The following is a 19,191-nucleotide window of genomic DNA, read 5'->3' on the forward strand; positions in this document are numbered from 1 at the left end:
TCCCGCATAGCGTGGGGCGGTCACCGTCACGGTGGCGGCGGCGCGGGCGGCGGAAGGCGGTACGGCGATGGCGGCGGAACGACTGGTGGTGGTCGGGGGCGACGCGGCGGGCATGTCCGCCGCCTCGCAGGCCCGCCGGCTGAAGGGCCCCGGCGAGCTGGAGATCGTCGCCTTCGAACGCTCCCGGTTCACCTCCTACTCGGCCTGCGGGATCCCGTACTGGATCGGCGGGCAGGTCGCCGGGCCCGAGGACCTGGTGGCCCGGACCCCCGAGGAGCACCGGGCCCGCGGCATCGACCTGCGGACCCGGACCGAGGTGACCGCGCTGGATCCGGCCGGGCGCCGGGTCCGGGCCCGGGACCTGGAGACCGGCGCCGAGTCCTGGACCGGCTACGACCACCTGGTGCTGGCCACCGGCGCCCGGCCGGTCCGGCCGCCGCTGCCCGGCATCGACGCCCCCGGGGTGCACGGGGTGCAGACCCTGGACGACGGCCGGCGGCTGCTGGACTCGCTGGAGGCCCTGGAATCCGGCGGGCGGTCCGGGGCCCGCCGGGCGGTGGTCGTCGGGGCCGGCTACATCGGGGTGGAGATGGCCGAGGCCCTGGTCGACCGGGGGTACGGGGTGACCGTGCTGCACCGCGGCGCGCAGCCGATGGCCACCCTCGACCCGGACATGGGCGGGCTGGTGCACACGGCCATGAACGCGATGGGGATCCGCACGGTGGCCCGCGCCGAGGTCACCGGGATCCTGACCGACGGCGCCGGCCGGGCCCGCGCGGTGACCGTGGCGGACGGCACCGAGTACCCGGCGGACGTGGTGGTGCTGGGCATCGGGGTGGAGCCGCGGACCGCGCTGGCCCGGGCCGCCGGGCTGCCGCTCGGCGAGTCCGGCGGGCTGCTCACCGACCTGTCCATGCGGGTCCGCGGGCACCGGGACATCTGGGCGGGCGGGGACTGCGTGGAGGTGCTGGACCTGGTCGCGGGCCGCACCCGGCACGTGCCGCTGGGCACCCACGCGAACAAGCACGGCCAGGTGATCGGCTCCGGGGTGGGCGGCGGCTACGCCACCTTCCCGGGGGTGGTGGGCACCGCCGTCAGCAAGGTCTGCTCCCTGGAGATCGCCCGGACCGGGCTGCGCGAGAAGGACGCGCTGGCCGTGGGCCTGCGGTTCGTGACCGCGACCATCCGGTCGACGAACACCGCCGGGTACTACCCGGGGGCGGCGGAGATGACGGTGAAGATGCTGGCCGAGCGGCGGACCGGACGGCTGCTGGGGGTGCAGATCGTCGGCGGGGCCGGGGCAGCGAAACGGGTGGACGTGGCGGCGGTGGCGCTGACCGCGGGCATGACCGTGGAGCAGGTGGTCTCCCTGGACCTGGGCTACGCGCCGCCGTTCTCCCCGGTGTGGGACCCGGTCCTGGTGGCGGCCCGCAAGGCGGTCGCCGCGGTCCGCGCGACCGTCTGAGGCGGCCTATCCTGAGAGCTCAGGCTCGGGGATCCGCCGTGCCCGGGAGGGCCGCACGATGAACGGTCGCCGCCTCACCCTGCTCGCCGCCCCACTGCTGCTCTGCTCCCTGGCCGCCCCGGCGCAGGCCGCGCCCGCCGCCCCGGCGGCCGCCTGCCGGCTCGTCCCCGCCGGTGGCGGTGGCGGGAACGCCTTCGACCTGGTCCTGACCGGTTTCCCGGCGGGCGCCCGGGTGGAGGTGGACGGTCCGCGGGACTTCCGCCTCACGGTCGACGACCAGGGCTCCGCCACCCGCTCCGGGGTCCGCCAGGGCCAGTACGGCGTGGGGTTCCGCGACCAGGACGGCGACCGGAACCGGGTCCGCTGCCAGGGCTCCGGCGGCGGCGAGGAGGGCCGCGGCGGCACCGCGAAGGTGACCAAGGTCGAGGTGGTGTCGCTGACGAACGCCGCCACCCCGGTGGACTGCACCCGGGACAACAGGGTGGTGTTCGACGGCCGGATCACCGTGTCCGGGCCCGGCCGCGTCGACTACCACTGGGCGCACCGCTCCGACAGCACCCCGGTGGGCGCCGGACAGCACACGTTCGCCCCGGGCGAGACCAGCCTGAACGTGACCACCGTGGTCGAGGTCCCGCCGGGCGCCAACCGGACCACCATGGCCCGGCTGCACGCCGGCGACGTCTTCGGGCAGAGCCCGATCGTCACCCTGACCTGCGCGAAGCCCTAGGCCGCGGCGGGCCGGGGCCGGGGGCTACTTCGCGGTGCGGGTGTGGACGTGGTCGACCAGGCGGGTCAGGGCGTCCGGGTCGGTGGTCGGCAGCACCCCGTGGCCCAGGTTGAAGACATGGCCCTCCAGGCCGGCCGCGGCCGCGAGGACCTCGTCCGCCTTGGCCCGCACGGCCTCCGGGGTGGAGAACAGCACGGCCGGGTCCAGGTTGCCCTGGAGCGCCTTGCCCGGTCCGACCCGGCGGGCCGCCTCGTCCAGTGCCACCCGGTAGTCCACGCCCACCACGTCGGCGCCGGCCTCGCCCATCAGGCCGAGGAGTTCGCCGGTGCCCACGCCGAAGTGGATGCGCGGGACCCCGTAGGAGGCGACGGACTCCAGGACCTTCGCCGAGGCGGGCATCACCGAGCGGCGGTAGTCCGCCGGGGCGAGCGCGCCGACCCAGGAGTCGAAGAGCTGGACGGCGGAGGCGCCGGCCTCGATCTGGACCTTGAGGAAGGCGGCGGTGATGTCCGCGAGGCGGTCCAGCAGGTCGGCCCACAGCTGCGGGTCGCCGTACATCAGGGCCTTGGTGTGCTCGTGGTTCTTGGACGGGCCGCCCTCGACCAGGTAGCTCGCGAGGGTGAACGGGGCGCCCGCGAAACCGATCAGCGGGGTGCTCCCGAGTTCACCCGTGAGCATGCCGATGGCCTCGGTGACGTAGGACACGTCCTCGGGCGTCAGGTCGCGCAGCTGTGCGAGGTCCTGGCGGCTGCGGATCGGCTGGGCGACGACCGGGCCGACGCCCGGCTTGATGTCCAGGTCGATGCCGATGGCCTTCAGCGGGACCACGATGTCGGAGAAGAAGATCGCCGCGTCCACCTTGTGGCGGCGCACCGGCTGCAGGGTGATCTCAGTGACCAGGTCGGGCCGCATGCAGGACTCCAGCATGGCGGTGCCCTCGCGGACCTTGCGGTACTCGGGGAGGGAGCGCCCCGCCTGCCGCATGAACCACACCGGGGTGTGCGGCACCGGCTCCCGCCGGCACGCCTTCAGGAAGGCGGAATCGTACGTCTGGCTCGGCTGGCCCGCGGGGCTGTGGTTGGCGCTCACGCGGCAAATCTTCGCACGTATGAAGAAGTGTCCGACCCGGCCCGGGTGTCCCTGCGCTGAACGGGCCCTTCTTCCGCCTATCGTTCCCCGCATGGCTGCGGCTCAGGGACGATTTTCAGATGGCGCTGACGGTGTGGACAGCGCGAAGGAGGCTTCCGTCCCGCTCCCGTTCCGGCGGGCGGTCGACGGCCTGCGGAAGGCCCGGCTGCGGCCGGGGATCGAGATCGACCCCACCCGGGCGCCCCAGCGGCTGGCCCCCTACGCGTACGCCCTGGAGGCGGCGGTCGTCGACGGCGAGGACGACCTCGCCGACGGGCGGCTGATCCTGCTGCACGACCCGTCCGGGCACGACGCGTGGCACGGCACGTTCCGGCTGGTGACGCTGGTCCGGGCGGAGCTGGAGCCGGAGATGGCGGCGGATCCGCTGCTGCCGGAGGTGTGCTGGTCCTGGCTGACCGGCGCGCTGGAGGCGCGCGGTCTGGCGTACGGGGAGCCCAGCGGCACCGTGACCATGGCGAGCTCGCACTACTTCGGCGGGCTCGGGGAGCGGGCCCCGGCCACCCAGATCGAGATCCGGGCCTCCTGGACGCCCCGGGAGGGCGTGGGAGGGGTGCCGGACACCGCCGCGCACCTGGCGGCCTGGTGCGAGCTGCTGTGCCAGATCTCGGGGCTGGAGCCGCTGCCGCCGGTGGAGCCGGGCGTGGTGACGCTGCCCCAGCGGCGCGGTCCGCACCACCCGTAGCGGATCCCGGGACCCGGGCCGGGGTCCGGGCGGGCGGGCGGGCGGGCGGGCGGGCGGGCGGGGCGAGCCTGGATCGAGCCGGGTCCGAGCGGGGGTCGAGTACCGTCCGAGTCGGGCCCGAGTGCCGTCCGGGCGCCGCACGAGTCGGTGCGAGTTTCACCCTCGTCCGGCCGAGTCTCGACCCGGTGTCCGAATCCGGTCGCCGCTGCGGGCTTCTGATCACCCTCCGATCGATCGTGCATCCGAATTGCCCGAATTGTTACTCACCAAATCGTGATCATTCCCTAAAGCCGGGCGGGTGACGTGCCGAAGGAGTCAGTGACCATCCGCACGGAGCGCACCGGCTTCTTCCCCGAGCCGGCGCCGACCCGCCACTCCCCCAGGAGGCCTGGTGTCCGTTCTTCTCGAGCAGCCCGCAAGCCTGGTCGCCTACCGCCCGAACAAGCCGACGGCCATGGTCGTCGTGGCCGACCCGCGCGTCCGCTCCACCGTGACCCGCCACCTGTGGGCCCTCGGAGTACGCGACGTGATCGAGGCTTCGTCCATCGCGGAGGCCCGTCCCCGCGTCGGCAGCCCGCGCGACATCTGCGTGGCCGACGTCCACCTGCCCGACGGCTCCGGTCTCACCCTGCTCTCCGAGACCCGCGCCGCCGGCTGGCCCAACGGTCTGGCCCTGTCCGCCGCCGATGACATCGGCGCGGTTCGCAACGCCCTCGCGGGCGGCGTGAAGGGCTATGTCGTCACCGGTACGCGAACCAACATCGGCCTCCCCGGCCGCCCGGGCGCCGCCCCCATCGGTTCGGCCGCCGCCCGTATGCACCGCCGCCCCCCGGGTGCCCCGAGCCACCCGGGCGGCTACCGCGAGCTCTCCGGCCGCGAGGTCGAGGTCCTGCGCCTCGTCGCCGAGGGCCAGTCCAACAAGGCCATCGGCGTCTCGATGGGCCTGTCCGCACTCACCGTCAAGTCCCACCTGGCCCGGATCGCCCGCAAGCTGGGCACCGGCGACCGCGCCGGAATGGTCGCCGTGGCCCTCCGGACCGGAATCATCCACTGACCGCCGCCGGCCTCCCCCGGATACCGGCCGGGGCCCCCGAGGACCCCGCCGCAGCCGGCCGGAAAGCCCCCGCCTCCCCTTCCTCCCTCCACCCCGCGCCCGTCGACGGAACGTTCCGGCGACGGGCGCGCCGCATCCACGGATACCCTTGACCGGTGACCGACGCCCAAGAGACCGCAGCAGACCTGCGCACCACCACCGGGGGCGGCCCCCCGGACGACGTCGACGGACCGTCCGATGGGCTGCCGATCCCGTTGCTCGAACCCCGTGAGGGGATCCCGCCCGTGGTCGCCGACGACGAGGCCCTCGCCGGGGTGATCGCGGCCTTCGCCGGCGGCACCGGACCGGTCGCCGTGGACGCCGAGCGCGCCTCCGGATACCGCTACGGGCAGCGCGCCTACCTGGTGCAGCTGCGCCGGGCCGGCGCCGGGTCCGCCCTGGTCGACCCGGTCGGCTGCCCCGACCTCTCCGGCCTGGGCGAGGCGCTCTCCGGGACCGAGTGGATCCTGCACGCCGCCACCCAGGACCTGCCCTGCCTGCGCGAAATAGGCATGCTGCCCACCTCCCTGTTCGACACCGAGCTGGCCGGCCGGCTCGCCGGATTCCCCCGGGTCGGCCTCGGCGCGATGGTCGAGAGCGTGCTCGGCTACGCCCTGGAGAAGGGCCACTCGGCGGTGGACTGGTCCACCCGGCCGCTGCCCGAGCCCTGGCTGCGCTACGCCGCGCTGGACGTGGAGCTCCTGGTCGACCTGCGGGACGCCCTGGAGAAGGAGCTGGACCGGCAGGGCAAGCTGGAGTGGGCCCGGCAGGAGTTCGAGGCCATCGCCTCGGCCCCGCCCGCCCCGCCCCGCAAGGACCCCTGGCGGCGCACCTCCGGCATGCACAAGGTGCGCCGGCGCCGGCAGATGGCCGTGGTCCGCGAGCTGTGGGAGGCCCGGGACCGGATCGCCCAGCGGCGTGACGTCTCCCCGGGCAAGGTGCTGGGCGACGCCGCGATCGTCGAGGCCGCCCTCGCGCTCCCGGCCGGGGTGCAGGCGCTCGCCGCGCTGCCCGGCTACGGCCAGCGGATGGGCCGGCGCCAGCTGGAGCAGTGGATGGCCGCCGTGGACCGGGCCAAGGCCCTGCCCGAGGCCGAGCTGCCGCAGCCGGGGGCCTCGCCCTCCGGACCGCCGCCGCCGCGCTCCTGGGCGGACAAGGACCCGGCCGCCGCGGCCCGGCTGTCGGCGGCCCGGACCGCCGTCTCCGAGCTGGCCGAGCGGCTGAACCTGCCGCAGGAGAACCTGATCACCCCGGACACCGTGCGCCGGCTCTGCTGGGAGCCCCCGGCCAGGGTCACCGCGGATTCGGTGGAGGCGGCCCTGGCCGCCCACGGGGCCCGGCCCTGGCAGATCGAGCAGGTCACCCCGCCGCTGGTCACCGCGCTCGCCTCGACCGCCTGACGGTCGTACGGGCGGCCCGGCCCGCCCGGCCGGTCGCCTGACCGCCCGGCCCGCACCCCGGCTCCGGCGCCGCTCCGGCGGCCCCCGCCACCCTGGAAGCCCCCGTCCCCGCGACGGGGGCTTCGCCATGCGCCGGGCCGCCCGAAGTGTGACCTTCGCCGCTCCGGGGGGAAGGGGTGTCCACTTCGGTTACCCACAAGTAGCATGGCGGGGTGAGCGGGCGCTCAGGAATCCCGGAGCAGCCCGCCGCGCAGCAGTGCACACCCGCACCCTGGAGGAGAGCCATCGTGCCTCGTACCGTCAGGGACGTCGTCTTCGTCGACGGCGTCCGCACCCCGTTCGGCAAGGCGGGCCCGAAGGGCATCTACCACGAGACCCGCGCCGACGACCTCGTCGTGAAGGCGATCCGGGAGCTGCTGCGCCGCAACCCGGACCTCGACCCGAAGAAGATCGACGAGGTGGCCATCGCCGCCACCACGCAGATCGGCGACCAGGGCCTGACGCTGGGCCGCACGGCCGGCATCCTCGCGGGTCTGCCGCAGTCCGTCCCGGGCTACTCCATCGACCGCATGTGCGCCGGCGCGCTGACCGCCGTCACCGCCGTCGCGGGCGGCGTGGCCTTCGGTGCGTACGACGTCGCCATCGCCGGCGGTGTCGAGCACATGGGCCGCCACCCGATGGGCGAGGGCGTGGACCCGAACCCGCGGTTCGTCTCGGAGAAGCTGGTCGACGAGTCCGCCCTGTTCATGGGCATGACCGCGGAGAACCTGCACGACCGCTACCCGACGATCACCAAGCTGCGCGCCGACGAGTACGCCGTGCGCTCGCAGGAGAAGGCCGCCAAGGCGTACGCCGACGGCAAGATCCAGCAGGACCTGGTGCCGATCTCGGTGCGCAACACCAACGAGGCGGCCGGCGAGACGGGCTGGGGCCTGGTCACCGCCGACGAGCCGATGCGCCCGGGCACCACCCTGGAGAACCTGGCCGGCCTGAAGACCCCCTTCCGGGTGCACGGCCGGGTCACCGCGGGCAACGCCGCCGGTCTCAACGACGGTGCCACCGCCTCGCTCATCGCCTCCGAGGACTTCGCCCGCGAGCACAACCTGCCGGTGAAGATGCGCCTGGTCTCGTACTCCTTCGCGGGTGTCGAGCCCGAGGTCATGGGCTACGGCCCGATCCCGGCCACCGAGAAGGCCCTGGCCCAGGCCGGGCTGTCCATCGAGGACATCGGCCTGTTCGAGATCAACGAGGCCTTCGCCGTCCAGGTGCTCGCCTTCCTGGAGCACTACGGCATCGCCGACGACGACGCCCGCGTCAACCAGTACGGCGGCGCCATCGCGTTCGGCCACCCGCTCGCCTCCTCCGGCGTCCGTCTGATGACGCAGCTGGCCCGGCAGTTCGAGGAGCAGCCGCACGTCCGCTACGGCCTGACCACCATGTGCGTCGGCTTCGGCATGGGCGCCACGGTCATCTGGGAGAACCCGCACTTCACCGCCGAGGGAGACGCCAAGTGAGCACCACCACTGAGCTCCTGAAGGGGGCGGCCGAGCTGTTCCCCGACGAGGTCGTCACCTCCGCGCACGTCCGCCACCTGGACCTGCCGTTCGGCGCCGGGCGGTTCGCGCTCATCACGCTGGACAACGGCTTCGACCACACCAAGCCGACCACCTTCGGCCCGCAGTCGCTCGCCAACCTGAACGCGGCGCTCGACCAGGTCGAGCAGGAGGCCCTCGCGGGCTCCATCGTCGGCGCGGGCATCACCGGCAAGCCGTTCATCTTCGCGGTCGGCGCCGACCTCAAGGGCGTGGAGCTGCTCCGCAACCACGACGAGGCGCTCGCCATCGGCAAGGGCGGCCACGACGTCTTCAAGCGCCTCGCGGCGCTGGCCGTCCCCTCCTTCGCCTACTACAACGGCGCGGCGATGGGCGGCGGTGTCGAGGTCGGCCTGCACTGCACCTACCGCACCGTCTCCAAGGCCATCCCGGCCTTCTCGCTGCCCGAGGTCTTCCTCGGCCTGGTGCCCGGCTGGGGCGGCTGCGCCCTGCTGCCGAACCTGATCGGCGCCGAGCGCGCGGTCTCGGTGATCATCGAGAACTCGCTCAACCAGAACCGCCAGCTCAAGGGCAAGCAGGTCTTCGAACTCGGCATCGCCGACGCCCTGTTCGAGGGCGCCGACTTCCTGGAGCAGTCGCTGATCTGGACCGCCCGGGTCCTGAACGGCGAGACCGAGGTCGTCCGCGCCGACATCGACCGCGGCGAGGGCTGGGACGCGGCCGTCGCCAAGGGCCGTGCCCTCGCCGACTCCAAGGTGCACGGGGCCGCCCCGGCCGCCTACCGCGCGCTGGACATCATCGCCGCGGCCAAGGACGGCGACCTCCAGGCCGGCTTCGACGCCGAGGACTCCGCGCTGGCGGACCTCATCATGGGCGGCGAACTGCGCTCGGGCATCTACGCCTTCAACCTGGTCCAGAAGCGCGGCAAGCGCCCGGCCGGCGCCCCGGACAAGTCCCTGGCCCGCCCGGTCAGCAAGGTGGGCGTGGTCGGCGCGGGCCTGATGGCCTCGCAGCTGGCGCTGCTCTTCCTGCGCCGTCTGGAGGTGCCGGTGGTCCTCACCGACATCGACCAGGAGCGGGTGGACAAGGGCGTGGGCTACGTCCACTCCGAGATCGACAAGCTGCTCGGCAAGGGCCGCGTCAACCAGGACAAGGCCAACCGCCTGAAGGCCCTGGTCAGCGGTGTGCTGGACAAGGCCGAGGGCTTCGCGGACGCGGACTTCATCATCGAGGCCGTGTTCGAGGAGATGTCGGTCAAGCAGAAGGTGTTCGCGGAGGTCGAGGCGGTCGCCCCGGCGCACGCGATCCTCGCCACCAACACCTCCTCGCTGTCGGTGTCGGAGATGGCCTCCAAGCTCCGGCACCCGGAGCGCGTGGTCGGCTTCCACTTCTTCAACCCGGTCGCGGTCCTCCCGCTGCTGGAGATCGTCCGCGGCGAGCAGACCGACGACGCCTCGCTGGCCACGGCCTTCGGCGTCGCCAAGAAGCTGAAGAAGACCGCGGTCCTCACCAAGGACGCCCCGGCGTTCGTGGTGAACCGCATCCTGACCCGCTTCATGGGCGAGATCCAGAACGTCATCGACGAGGGCACCCCGGTGGCCACGGCGGAGAAGGCCATCGAGCCGCTCGGCCTGCCGATGTCCCCGCTGGTGCTGCTGGAGCTGGTCGGTCCGGCCATCGGCCTGCACGTCTCCGAGACCCTGAACCGCGCCTTCCCGGAGCGCTTCACCGTCTCCCCCAACCTCAAGCGGGTGGTCGAGGCCGGCAAGCGCGGCTTCTACGTCTACACCGCCGAGAACGGCTTCAAGCCGGAGCTCGACCCCGAGGTCGCCGCGCTCCTGGTGCAGGGCGACAGCGTCCTGACCGAGCAGCAGGTCCGCGACCGCGTCCTGGACGCGGTGGCCCAGGAGATCGGCCTGATGCTGGAGGAGGGCGTGGTCGCCGAGGCGCAGGACATCGACCTCTGCCTGATCACCGGCGCCGGCTGGCCCTTCCACCTGGGCGGGGTCACCCCGTACCTGGACCGCGAGGGCGTCTCCGAGCGGGTCAACGGCAAGCGGTTCCTCGCCCCGGGCGTGGCGAGCGTCCCCGCGTAGCACCGCGGGACCGCACGATACGAAAGCCCCTCCGCACCGGGTGCGGAGGGGCTTTCGCGGGTCCGGGGCCGCCGGGCGGGCCGGGCCGGCCGGTGGGCCGGCCGGGCGGTCAGCGGCGGCGGAACCGCTTGGCGCCGCCGCCCTTGACCAGCCGCTCGGCGGCGGGCGAGTTCGGGTTGATGCGCAGGGCCTCCCGGCCGGCCGCGGTCCGCAGGTCCGCGCCCCGCTTGCCCATCCGGGCGGCGGTCTCGCCGATCCGGAGCCAGACCAGCGCCCGGTCGTTGCCGGCCGCCATCGCCATGGCCTTGCGCAGGTGCTCCTCGGCGGTGTCCTGGTCGCCGAGCCGGATCAGCACCTGGGCCAGCCCGATCAGCACGTCCAGGTTCTCGCGCTCGGACAGCAGCCGGTTGCCGACCTCCAGCGCCCCCTCGTCGTCCCCGGCCTCCAGCAGCGAGGCGAACCCGGCGTGCGAGAAGTCGTTGACCTTGGGGCGGCTGCCGCCCTGGCCGCGCTCGGGCCCGCGCTTCTTCTTGATCTTCGGGCCGGGCAGTTCCAGGCGCTCCCGGGTGCGGTCGCCGAAGTGCATGTTCAGCTCGGGCCGGTAGGGCCACTGCTCGGTGGCCGCGGTCAGATAGGCCTCGGCGGTCGGCCGCAGGAACTTGTACCGCTTGGACTGCATGCAGAAGCTGACGGCCGCCACGTAGGAGGCCAGTTCGCCCATCACGAAGTCCGCGTCGAGGATCCGGTCGGCGGAGCCCGCCTCGGGGGACTCCAGGTCCGGCAGCAGCGCGTGGGTGATGGTCACCGGGATGCGGTTGCTGTTCTCGTACGGCCGCATCCGCTCGATGACCTCCAGGGCGCCGACCTGGCCGACCGAGATCCCGTAGAGGGCCCGGGCGGTGAACAGGCCGGTGGAGAAGCAGCCGATGACGCAGTGCGGGCGGAGGTACTCGAAGACCGTCTCGGCGAGCACCGGGGCGTCCAGCACCAGGAAGCCCACCCCGGCCTGCTGGGCGGCGAGCGAGAGCATGTCCGCCAGGTTGGACGGGGCGCTGGGGTGCGGCTTGAAGATGATGGAGCTGTAGCCGAGGCGGACGGCGGCCTCGAACATCCGCAGGTGCAGCTGCTCCTCCTCCTCCTCGGTGAGGATGTTGAGGGCGGAGAGGTACTGGCCGAGCAGCACGGCGGTCTGCGGGCCGCGCTGGGCGATGGACTGCGGGATCGCCGACTCCAGCAGCGGGCGGCACTCCTGGGTGACCTCGCTCATCAGCCGGCGGACCGCGTTGGTGTCCACCGCCTGGGAGCCGATGCCGTACTCGGTGAGGAGCATCGGCAGCAGCATCGGGATGAGGTCGAGGTACAACACCCGGGAGATTCGGGCGTGGATGTCCCGGTTCAGGTCGTTCCGGGTGGGTCCGTAACTCATCACCCCGTCCGCGTAGACCGTGACGGTGGCGTCCGGGAAGATCTTGCAGAGCGTCTGGGCCGGCTTGACCTGGATGGACTCCACGACGAGCTCCAGCGGGCCGGGGACCAGCCCGAGCTTGCCGGCGAACAGGGTCCGCCAGAGCTGGCAGTCCTCGTCCCGGGGGGCCCACATGGCCGGGTGGAACGGCTTGATGAAGTCGTTCCAGTAGACGACCCGGGTGAACCGCGAGACCACGGAGCGGGCGCCGTGCATATGGTGGAGCGGAGTCGCTACTTCCGGAATCTCCACGTTGTTGCACACCAGCAGGATGCGCTCACGCGCACCCGGCGGGCCGAACTGTCCGGCGTCGATGGCCGCGGCCACCGTCATCGCCCCGTACAAGGTTGAAGCGGCAAATATCTGAGTCATTACGCGGCAACACCCACATGCTGGGTCATCAGGTTTCTCAGCTTGGTCACACGAGCGCCGTCCATACCGGCGAACGTCCCCTCCAGGATGTCCTGGGGGAGGTCGCGCAGGATTTGGGAACTGCGCTGGAAGAGGAGGCCACGGCTGTACTCCTCGTAAGTGTCCGACCGGTCCACGTGAATGCAGATGAGGGCGCACAGGGTGCGCATCGCCTTGAACGAGAGTTCGTATCCACGCGGATGCCGGGACAGTTCGTCGAAAATCATCCGGAAGGCCGGAAGGAAGTCGAGCTGGCGTTCGTCGCCGACCTTGGTGAGGGAGGTGGAGACATCACGCCGGTAGAACACCCCGTGCAGATCCACCGCACCGAAGGAGGCGGTCCGGAGGTGCAGCTTCCAGAACCACGGACGGTCCTCGGCGGTGCGCAGCCGCTCGTCGAAGAACAGGGCCCCCACCTCGGCCAGTCGTTCCCGGTTGTATATGCCGGCCCAGGACTGCGGGTAGTCCATGAAGGACGAGGCCTCCACCGGCCCGATGTAGTCGCAGGGATCCAGCCGCACGGCACGCGGGGAGACCGGCGCCAGGACGATCTTGCGCTTTCTCCCGTAGACCCGGACGTGCCCGGTCCGGAGGAAATCGGCGCCCGATCCGCTCATCCACCCCACGAGCTCGGAGAGGTACCCCGGGCCGTACCAGTCGTCACCGTCGAGGAAGGTGAAGTAGCGCCCCCGCGCCGCCGTGAGACCGATGTTCCGAGTGGCCGAAATGCCCTTGTTCTCAGGATTCTGGATCAGAATCGCCCCCGGAATGGACGGGACCATCTCCCTCAGGATCTCTGATGTTCCGTCAGTGGAGCAGTCATCGATGATGATGAACTCGAAATCCTCACGCGCATTCAACGCGAGGGACTTCAGCGCCGTCCGGCAGTAGTCACGGACATTGCACATCGCAACGATGACCGACAGTGTCACCATCGGAAACACTCACCCTCTTCCATTCACAACCGCACCCCCGTTGGGACTGCGCCGGCGCGGTCACCGGACACACGTCAAGCCTACGTACACGTAAGCCACTCGAACATGATGACAGAACCGTCCGGAACCCCCTCCGAAACGCCGACGTGTGACGTACAACTCCTCACCAAGATCGAAGCCTTTCCGTGACTTGTAGGGATCAGGTGAGGATGTAGAGTGAACCGGACTGCGGGGCAATCCGGTCCAGACCACAGCGCGAAGCGCATCGGCCGGAGGCAGTTGGGGGCGGATCGACAGGTTTCGCACACACTGATGCCGAAGCCCTCCGTCCGCTTTCCCCGACCGACCAGGAGTCACAGTGCGCATCCACGTACTCGCCGACTCCGACACCCGTTGGAAATGGGGCGCGGGCCTGGCCGTCGGCATGGACCCGCACGGCGAGGTGCACGCGCACATGCTCCGGGGGCGCAGCACCCCCACGGCCCGCCAGCTCGCCGAGGTGGGGATCACGCCCGCCTCCATCTCCGAGTCCACGCTCCCCGAGTTCGCCTCGGCGCCGGAGCTGGACTCCGCCGACGTGATCATCCTGGGCACCGTGGGCGGAGCGACCCATGCCGCTTTGCACGCGCTTTCGTACCGGTTCCAGGGGCAATGGAACCGCCCCGTCCTGATGACCGGTTATGTCGGGGTCGTCTACGAGAAGGTCACCGACGGACTGCTGCTGCGCGGCGGCGCCGATATCGTGCTGGCCAACAGCCCTTATGACGCACGGCGATTCCGTGAGACGTACATTCCGCTGGGCATTCCCGGTTCGAGCATCGTGCAGACCGCGCTGCCGTTCCTGGACCACCGGCCGTACGACCTGAACCGGACCAATGCCCGGCACCCCTACACCCTGTGTTTCGCGGTGCAGCCCTCGGTACCGGAAGATCGAAAAGGCCGCACCTATATGCTGCGCCGCGCGATCGAACACGCCCGAATGCGTCCGGGGCGCGACGTCCTCATCAAACTCCGCAGCAAACCGGGCGAAGCGACCACCCATGTGGAAACGCACCACTACCAGGTCCTCGCGGAAGAGATGGAAGAGACTCTGCCGCCCAACCTGCATTTCGTGTACGGAAACATGTCGGACACCCTGGACCGCACCGACCTTCTGGTGACGGTGAGTTCCACGGCCGCCCTGGAATCCATGCACCGCGGAATGCCGACGGCGATCCTGGCCGATCTCGGTGTCCGCGAGATCCACGGGAACCACTATTTCGTCGGTTCCGGCTGCGTCACCGACTGGACCGCACTGGACGACGGTGCCGCCCCTATGGCCCATGAATCCTGGACCCATGACCAGGGCATCCGGGCCAAGGACCCGTTCGGGGAACTCCGGGCCCGGGTCGCGGAGTTGCGCGGTCAGGCACTGCCGCCCATCACCCCCTACTACACCGCCGACAGCGCGCCCGAATACGTGGGCACGCTGCTCGGCCGCCGCGGGCTGAATCTCGACGGTTCTCCGGGCCATCTCCCGGGACCCCGCTCCAGCAGTGCGATGCGCCGTACTTCACGGCGGGTCATGAAGGGCGCCTATCAGTTCGGCGTCCAGCGGGTGGCCCCGAAGATCCAGCAGTGGGGCGGCGTGTAGTCGTGCCCGAGTCCGTCCGCTCCACCTCCGTTCCACCTTCCTGGGAGACCTTTGTGAACTCGGCCGTCCGGCAGGCCTCGTCCGCCGTCACCGCTGTCATCCCCGCGCGCGGCGGATCCAAGGGCATACCGGGCAAGAACGTCACGCCGATCGGCGGGATCCCGCTGATCGCCCGTGCCGTGCGCGCCTGCCTGGCCGCCGAGCACGTCACCCGGACCGTGGTCAGCACGGACGACCCGGTCATCGCCGAGGCGGCCCGCGCCGCCGGCGCCGAGGTGGTGGACCGTCCGGCCGAACTGGCCGCCGACCAGTCCTCCAGCGAGTCCGCGCTGCTGCACGCGCTGGACGCGCTGGAGGAGAAGCACGGGGAGCCGGTCGGCGTCCTCGTCTTCGTCCAGTGCACCAGCCCCTTCATCACCACCGAGGAGGTGGACGAGACGGTCCTCGCCATCACCCGCGACGGGGCCGACTCCGCCTTCACCGCCGTGCCCTTCCACGGTTTCGTCTGGCGCACCGACCCGGACGGCGCGCCCGCCGGGCACGGTGCCGGCGGCGTCAACCACGACAAGGCCGTCCGCCAGCGCCGCCAGGACCGGCACCCCGAGTACCTGGAGACCGGCACCGTCTACGCGATGCGCGCCGACGGCTTCCGCGAGCACGGGCACCGCTTCTTCGGCCGCACCCAGCTGGTCCCGACCGCCCCCGAGCGGGCCATCGAGATCGACGAGCCCGGCGACCTCGACCGGGCCCGCGCGCTCGCCCCGCTGCTGGACCGGGCAGCGCTGCCCGGCCGCGCGGACATCGACGCCGTGGTCCTCGACTTCGACGGCACCCAGACCGACGACCGCGTCTGGATCGACGAGACCGGCCGCGAGATGGTGGCCGCCCACCGCGGCGACGGCATGGGCATCGCCCGGCTCCGCAAGGCCGGCATCCCGGTGTTCATCCTGTCCAGCGAGACCAACCCGGTGGTGGCCGCCCGGGCGCGCAAGCTCAAGGTCGAGGTCGTCCACGGTGTGGAGACCAAGGACGTCGAGCTCGCCAAGTGGTTCAGCGGTGCCGGGATCGATCCCGACCGCATCCTCTACGTCGGAAACGACGTGAACGACCTCCCCTGCTTCGAGCTCGTCGGATGGCCCGTGGCGGTGGGCGACGCCCACCGCGGGGTCCGTGAACGGGCTCGTTCTGTCACGTCTGCCCATGGAGGGCACGGCGCCGTGCGAGAAATCGCCGAATGGATCCTTGGAAAGGAACTCTGAACAGTGGTGACCAGCAACCGCATCCGCCAGGTCGGCAACAAGCAGGTGGGCCCGGGGCTGCCCACCTACGTCATCGGTGAGATCGGCATCAACCACAACGGCGACCTGGCCAACGCCATCGCCCTGATAGATGCCGCCGCCGAGGCAGGCTGCGACGCAGTGAAGTTCCAGAAGCGCACCCCGGAGATCTGCACTCCGCGCGACCAGTGGGACATCGAGCGCGACACCCCCTGGGGTCGCATGACCTACATCGACTACCGCCACAAGGTGGAGTTCGGCGAGGACGAGTACCGCGCCATCGACGAGCACGCCAAGAAGCGCGGCATCGCCTGGTTCGCCTCCCCGTGGGACACCGAGGCCGTCACCTTCCTGGAGAAGTTCGACGTCCCGTGCCACAAGGTGGCCTCGGCCTCCCTGACGGACGACGAGCTGCTGATCGCGCTGCGCGCGACCGGCAAGCCGATCATCCTCTCCACCGGCATGTCCACCCCGGAGCAGATCCGCCACGCGGTCGAGGTCCTGGGCAGCGAGAACACCATCCTGCTGCACGCCACCTCCACCTACCCGGCGGTGACCGAGGAGCTCAACCTCCGCGTGATCCACGCGCTGGAGGCCGCGTACCCGAACATCCCGATCGGTTACTCGGGCCACGAGATCGGCCTGCAGACCACGGTCGCCGCGGTCGCCATGGGCGCCACCGTGGTCGAGCGCCACATCACCCTGGACCGCGCCATGTGGGGCTCGGACCAGGCCGCGTCCGTGGAGCCGGGCGGCCTGCAGCGCCTCGTCCGCGACATCCGCGTGATCGAGGAGGCCAAGGGCGACGGCGTCAAGAAGGTCTACGAGTCCGAGCTCGGCCCGATGAAGAAGCTCCGCCGCGTGCAGGGCGTCGTCGCGGGTAAGTGACGAAACGTCGATGACTGAGACCCTCGCCCTGGTGGAGAGCCCTGCTCAACTGCTGAACGTTCTGGAGTGGGCGCATGTCCACCCGGGCGAGGCGTCCACTCTCAGCATCGCCATCCTGCAGCCCACCGACCGTCACTCGCGTGAACAGGTCCGGCGGCTGTGCAAGTTCGCGTCCCAGGCCCGGCTGGTCTGGCGGCGCTACGAGGTGCGGTCCGGCTCGCTGAGCCGGGCCCGCACCCTGCTCCGGCTCGGCCGTTCGGTGTCCGACGCCGAACGCCTGGTCATCGGCGACCTGTTCTCCCGTACGGTGCAGGCCCTGCTGCCGTTCTCCAAGGCCCGCGAGGTCGTGGTGGTCGACGACGGCACCGCCACCACCGAACTGGTGGCCCTGCTCACCCAGGGCCAGAACCTGAGCCGCTGGCACCAGGGCGAGAACAGCAGGAAGAACGAGGGCAAGGGCAGTTCGGTGGGCCGCTGGCTGGCCCGGGACACCCTGGAGCGGTTCGCCTTCTTCACCTGCATGCCGGTGACCCCGCCGCCCGGCGCGGTGGTCATCCCCAACGAGTACCGGTGGATCCGGGACACCTTCGGCCCGGTGCAGGTGCGCGGCGGAGCCGATCTGGCCGGCACCTCGCTGGTGGAGACCGGCATCATCGACCAGCGGCGCTATCTGGAGGCGATCACCTACATCGCCCGCTCCCGCGGCGCCTGGCGCTATCTGGCCCACCGCCGGGAGAGCCCGGAGAAGCTCCGGGAGATATCCTCCGCCACCGGGATGGAGATCCTCCACCCCGAACTCCCCATGGAGGTCATGGCCCGGGTGGAGCCCATCGGGCACACCGTCCTGACCTTCGCCTCCACCATCGCCTACACGCTGCCGATCGTGCTGCGGAACTCCCCGGTCCGGGTCGAGCTCTGCGAGATCGACGACGCGTGGATCACCGAGGGCACGGCCGCCCGCTCGGTGGACTTCCTCCGGAAGATCTCCACCCTGGCGGTGGACCGGCACGGTCTGTCCCGCATCCCGCCCCAGTCGCGGTCCGGGGTGCAGCCGCCGTCCCCGCCGTACGGACAGCGGGGCCTGCCCGGGATCCCCGGCCAGCACAGCCCGTACGGCACCCACGAGCCCTTCTAGGCTTCGCGGGGGCCGGACCGCGGCCCTCGGGCCCGGCCGTACGAGGTCAGAAACGCATCCAGCGGCCCAGCGCCAGGCCCATGTTGTCCTTCTGCCGGGTCACCAGCAGCTCCCCCGCCGCGCTGATCGAGGCGATGACGATGCGGCCCTGCGCGTCCACCGAGAGGGCCGGGGTGCCTATGCACTCCTCGCCGGTCTCGGTCCACCAGAGGCCGGCCGCCTCGTTCTCGGTGGGGTAGGCGGCCAGCGCGGTGCGGCCGTTCAGACCCCGGTAGGCCAGGATCGTGCAGTCGTAGCCGTCCACGAAGGCCCGGGTGCCGGCCACCGCGCCGTGCGCGGGAGAGCCGCCCAGCCCCATCACCCCGACGCCGGGGCGGTAGGCGAAGACCCCGGTGCCGTCGAGGGCGTGCCAGAAGTAGGTGAACCGGTCCGGGGCGGTCTCGACCACGCAGCCGGAGCCGTCCTGGGCGAGGTAGGGCACCTCCTCGGTCTTCTTGATGCCCTCGCCGGGCTTGGGCTGCGCCCAGATGGTCACGGCGTTCTCGCCCGGGGCCATCAGGGTCAGCCGGCCCTCGGAACCGCCGGCCGCCGCGAACCCGCCCAGGGTCTTGCTGCCGTTGATGTCGTCCCAGCCGCCCCATTTGCCGTTCTTGCCCTGCCGGCGGACGTGCACCCCCCGGCCCGCGTTGCGGACGAAGACGTGCAGGCTGCCCTGGGCGTCCACGCCCAGGTTCGGCGGGCCGCCCCGGTGGGACATGTCCGGATTGCGGTAGACCGTTCCGAGCGAGGCCCAGGAACCCAGGGGGCGGGCCGTCTGGTACTGCACCGCGTGGTGGTAGGTGACGGTCTCCTTGCCGTCCGCCTTGACCGTGCGGCGGCCGACGAAATGGGCGTAGCCGTCCCGTCCCTGACCCACCGCGAGGTCCGCGAGGTCGGGGGTGGGGAAGAAGTCGGGGCCGATCCACTCGGGACCGCCGGGGACCGCCTCGGTCCAGCGCAGCAGACCGCCGTGCCCCTTGGCGTAGGCCGTGAGCCGGCCGTCCTTGCCGGTGAGCAGCCAGCCTCCCGAGACGGGGCCCAGGGCCGCCGGGGCGCCGAACTCCTCGTCCTCGTAACTGTGGGCGCGGGCCGTCTGCTTGGGAGACCTGCGCGCGGATCGCGTAGCCATGAACCGAAAGCAGCCTTCCCACATCCATCATTCGAACGGAGTGAGCATACCCCGGCCAACAACTCGCTCAAGAGTGCGTTTATGTTATAGGCCGCGTGACTTCTCTCATCAGTG

Annotated in this window: 15 protein-coding genes; 11 read left to right on the forward strand and 4 right to left on the reverse strand. The window is 71.5% G+C overall.

Annotated elements, in window-relative coordinates:
- Positions 1-67 precede the first annotated feature (67 nt).
- Together ACZ50K_RS20425 and ACZ50K_RS20430 are read left to right on the forward strand one after the other, a co-directional pair.
- Positions 68-1,465 (forward strand): FAD-dependent oxidoreductase, encoded by a 1,398-nt coding sequence (locus ACZ50K_RS20425; protein WP_468904824.1) that lies wholly within the window; start codon positions 68-70, stop codon positions 1,463-1,465.
- A gap of 58 nt (positions 1,466-1,523) precedes the next feature.
- Entirely contained in the window at positions 1,524-2,192 is a 669-nt protein-coding gene (locus ACZ50K_RS20430; RefSeq protein WP_468904826.1) for a hypothetical protein, read from the forward strand.
- A 24-nt stretch (positions 2,193-2,216) separates the two neighbouring features.
- Here ACZ50K_RS20430 and hemE read toward each other — a convergent pair whose 3' ends face one another.
- Positions 2,217-3,281, reverse strand: a complete 1,065-nt coding sequence (hemE, locus tag ACZ50K_RS20435) for a uroporphyrinogen decarboxylase (protein WP_468904828.1) — start codon at positions 3,279-3,281, stop codon at positions 2,217-2,219.
- A 91-nt stretch (positions 3,282-3,372) separates the two neighbouring features.
- Here hemE and ACZ50K_RS20440 point away from each other — a divergent pair, with 91 nt between their 5' ends.
- From ACZ50K_RS20440 to ACZ50K_RS20460, 5 genes are all read left to right on the forward strand, one after another.
- Complete coding sequence (locus tag ACZ50K_RS20440) at positions 3,373-4,023, forward strand: DUF3000 domain-containing protein (protein WP_468904830.1); 651 nt, start codon at positions 3,373-3,375, stop codon at positions 4,021-4,023.
- Between the two features lie 391 nt (positions 4,024-4,414).
- Complete coding sequence (locus tag ACZ50K_RS20445) at positions 4,415-5,077, forward strand: LuxR C-terminal-related transcriptional regulator (protein WP_468904832.1); 663 nt, start codon at positions 4,415-4,417, stop codon at positions 5,075-5,077.
- 155 nt (positions 5,078-5,232) lie between these two features.
- Positions 5,233-6,516 carry an HRDC domain-containing protein gene (locus ACZ50K_RS20450; RefSeq protein ID WP_468904834.1) on the forward strand — a complete coding sequence of 428 codons (1,284 nt, stop codon included), beginning with the start codon at positions 5,233-5,235 and terminating at the stop codon, positions 6,514-6,516.
- Positions 6,517-6,803: 287 nt separating this feature from the next.
- Positions 6,804-8,030, forward strand: coding sequence for a thiolase family protein (locus ACZ50K_RS20455; protein WP_468904837.1), 1,227 nt, complete (start codon positions 6,804-6,806; stop codon positions 8,028-8,030).
- Entirely contained in the window at positions 8,027-10,165 is a 2,139-nt protein-coding gene (locus ACZ50K_RS20460) for a 3-hydroxyacyl-CoA dehydrogenase NAD-binding domain-containing protein (protein WP_468904839.1), read from the forward strand. Before ACZ50K_RS20455 ends, ACZ50K_RS20460 begins: the two co-directional genes overlap by 4 nt.
- 109 nt (positions 10,166-10,274) lie before the next feature.
- On the opposite strand, the gene ACZ50K_RS20465 is transcribed toward ACZ50K_RS20460, so the two are convergent.
- Together ACZ50K_RS20465 and ACZ50K_RS20470 are read right to left on the reverse strand one after the other, a co-directional pair.
- Positions 10,275-12,002: a polysialyltransferase family glycosyltransferase gene (locus ACZ50K_RS20465; RefSeq protein WP_468904842.1), complete on the reverse strand. Its 1,728-nt coding sequence runs from the start codon at positions 12,000-12,002 to the stop codon at positions 10,275-10,277.
- Entirely contained in the window at positions 12,002-12,976 is a 975-nt protein-coding gene (locus tag ACZ50K_RS20470) for a glycosyltransferase family 2 protein (RefSeq protein WP_468904844.1), read from the reverse strand. The genes ACZ50K_RS20465 and ACZ50K_RS20470 overlap by 1 nt, the downstream gene beginning before the upstream one ends.
- Positions 12,977-13,400: 424 nt before the next feature.
- Between ACZ50K_RS20470 and ACZ50K_RS20475 the strand changes: the two genes are divergently transcribed.
- From ACZ50K_RS20475 to ACZ50K_RS20490, 4 genes are read left to right on the forward strand one after another with little or no spacing between them, the layout of a single operon-like run.
- On the forward strand, positions 13,401-14,609 hold the full coding sequence (locus tag ACZ50K_RS20475; protein WP_468904847.1) for a DUF6716 putative glycosyltransferase: 1,209 nt from the start codon (positions 13,401-13,403) through the stop codon (positions 14,607-14,609).
- 53 nt (positions 14,610-14,662) lie between these two features.
- Positions 14,663-15,868: a cytidylyltransferase domain-containing protein gene (locus ACZ50K_RS20480; RefSeq protein ID WP_468904849.1), complete on the forward strand. Its 1,206-nt coding sequence runs from the start codon at positions 14,663-14,665 to the stop codon at positions 15,866-15,868.
- A gap of 3 nt (positions 15,869-15,871) precedes the next feature.
- On the forward strand, positions 15,872-16,774 hold the full coding sequence (locus ACZ50K_RS20485) for an N-acetylneuraminate synthase family protein (protein WP_468904851.1): 903 nt from the start codon (positions 15,872-15,874) through the stop codon (positions 16,772-16,774).
- 10 nt (positions 16,775-16,784) lie between these two features.
- The gene (locus tag ACZ50K_RS20490) at positions 16,785-17,909 is read left to right on the forward strand and encodes a hypothetical protein (RefSeq protein WP_468904853.1); all 1,125 of its coding nucleotides are present in this window, start codon (positions 16,785-16,787) and stop codon (positions 17,907-17,909) included.
- A gap of 46 nt (positions 17,910-17,955) precedes the next feature.
- On the opposite strand, the gene ACZ50K_RS20495 is transcribed toward ACZ50K_RS20490, so the two are convergent.
- The gene (locus ACZ50K_RS20495; RefSeq protein ID WP_468904856.1) at positions 17,956-19,077 is read right to left on the reverse strand and encodes a PLL family lectin; all 1,122 of its coding nucleotides are present in this window, start codon (positions 19,075-19,077) and stop codon (positions 17,956-17,958) included.
- Between the last annotated feature and the right edge of the window lie 114 nt (positions 19,078-19,191).

This window comes from Streptomyces sp. NPDC033845 (assembly GCF_055576225.1).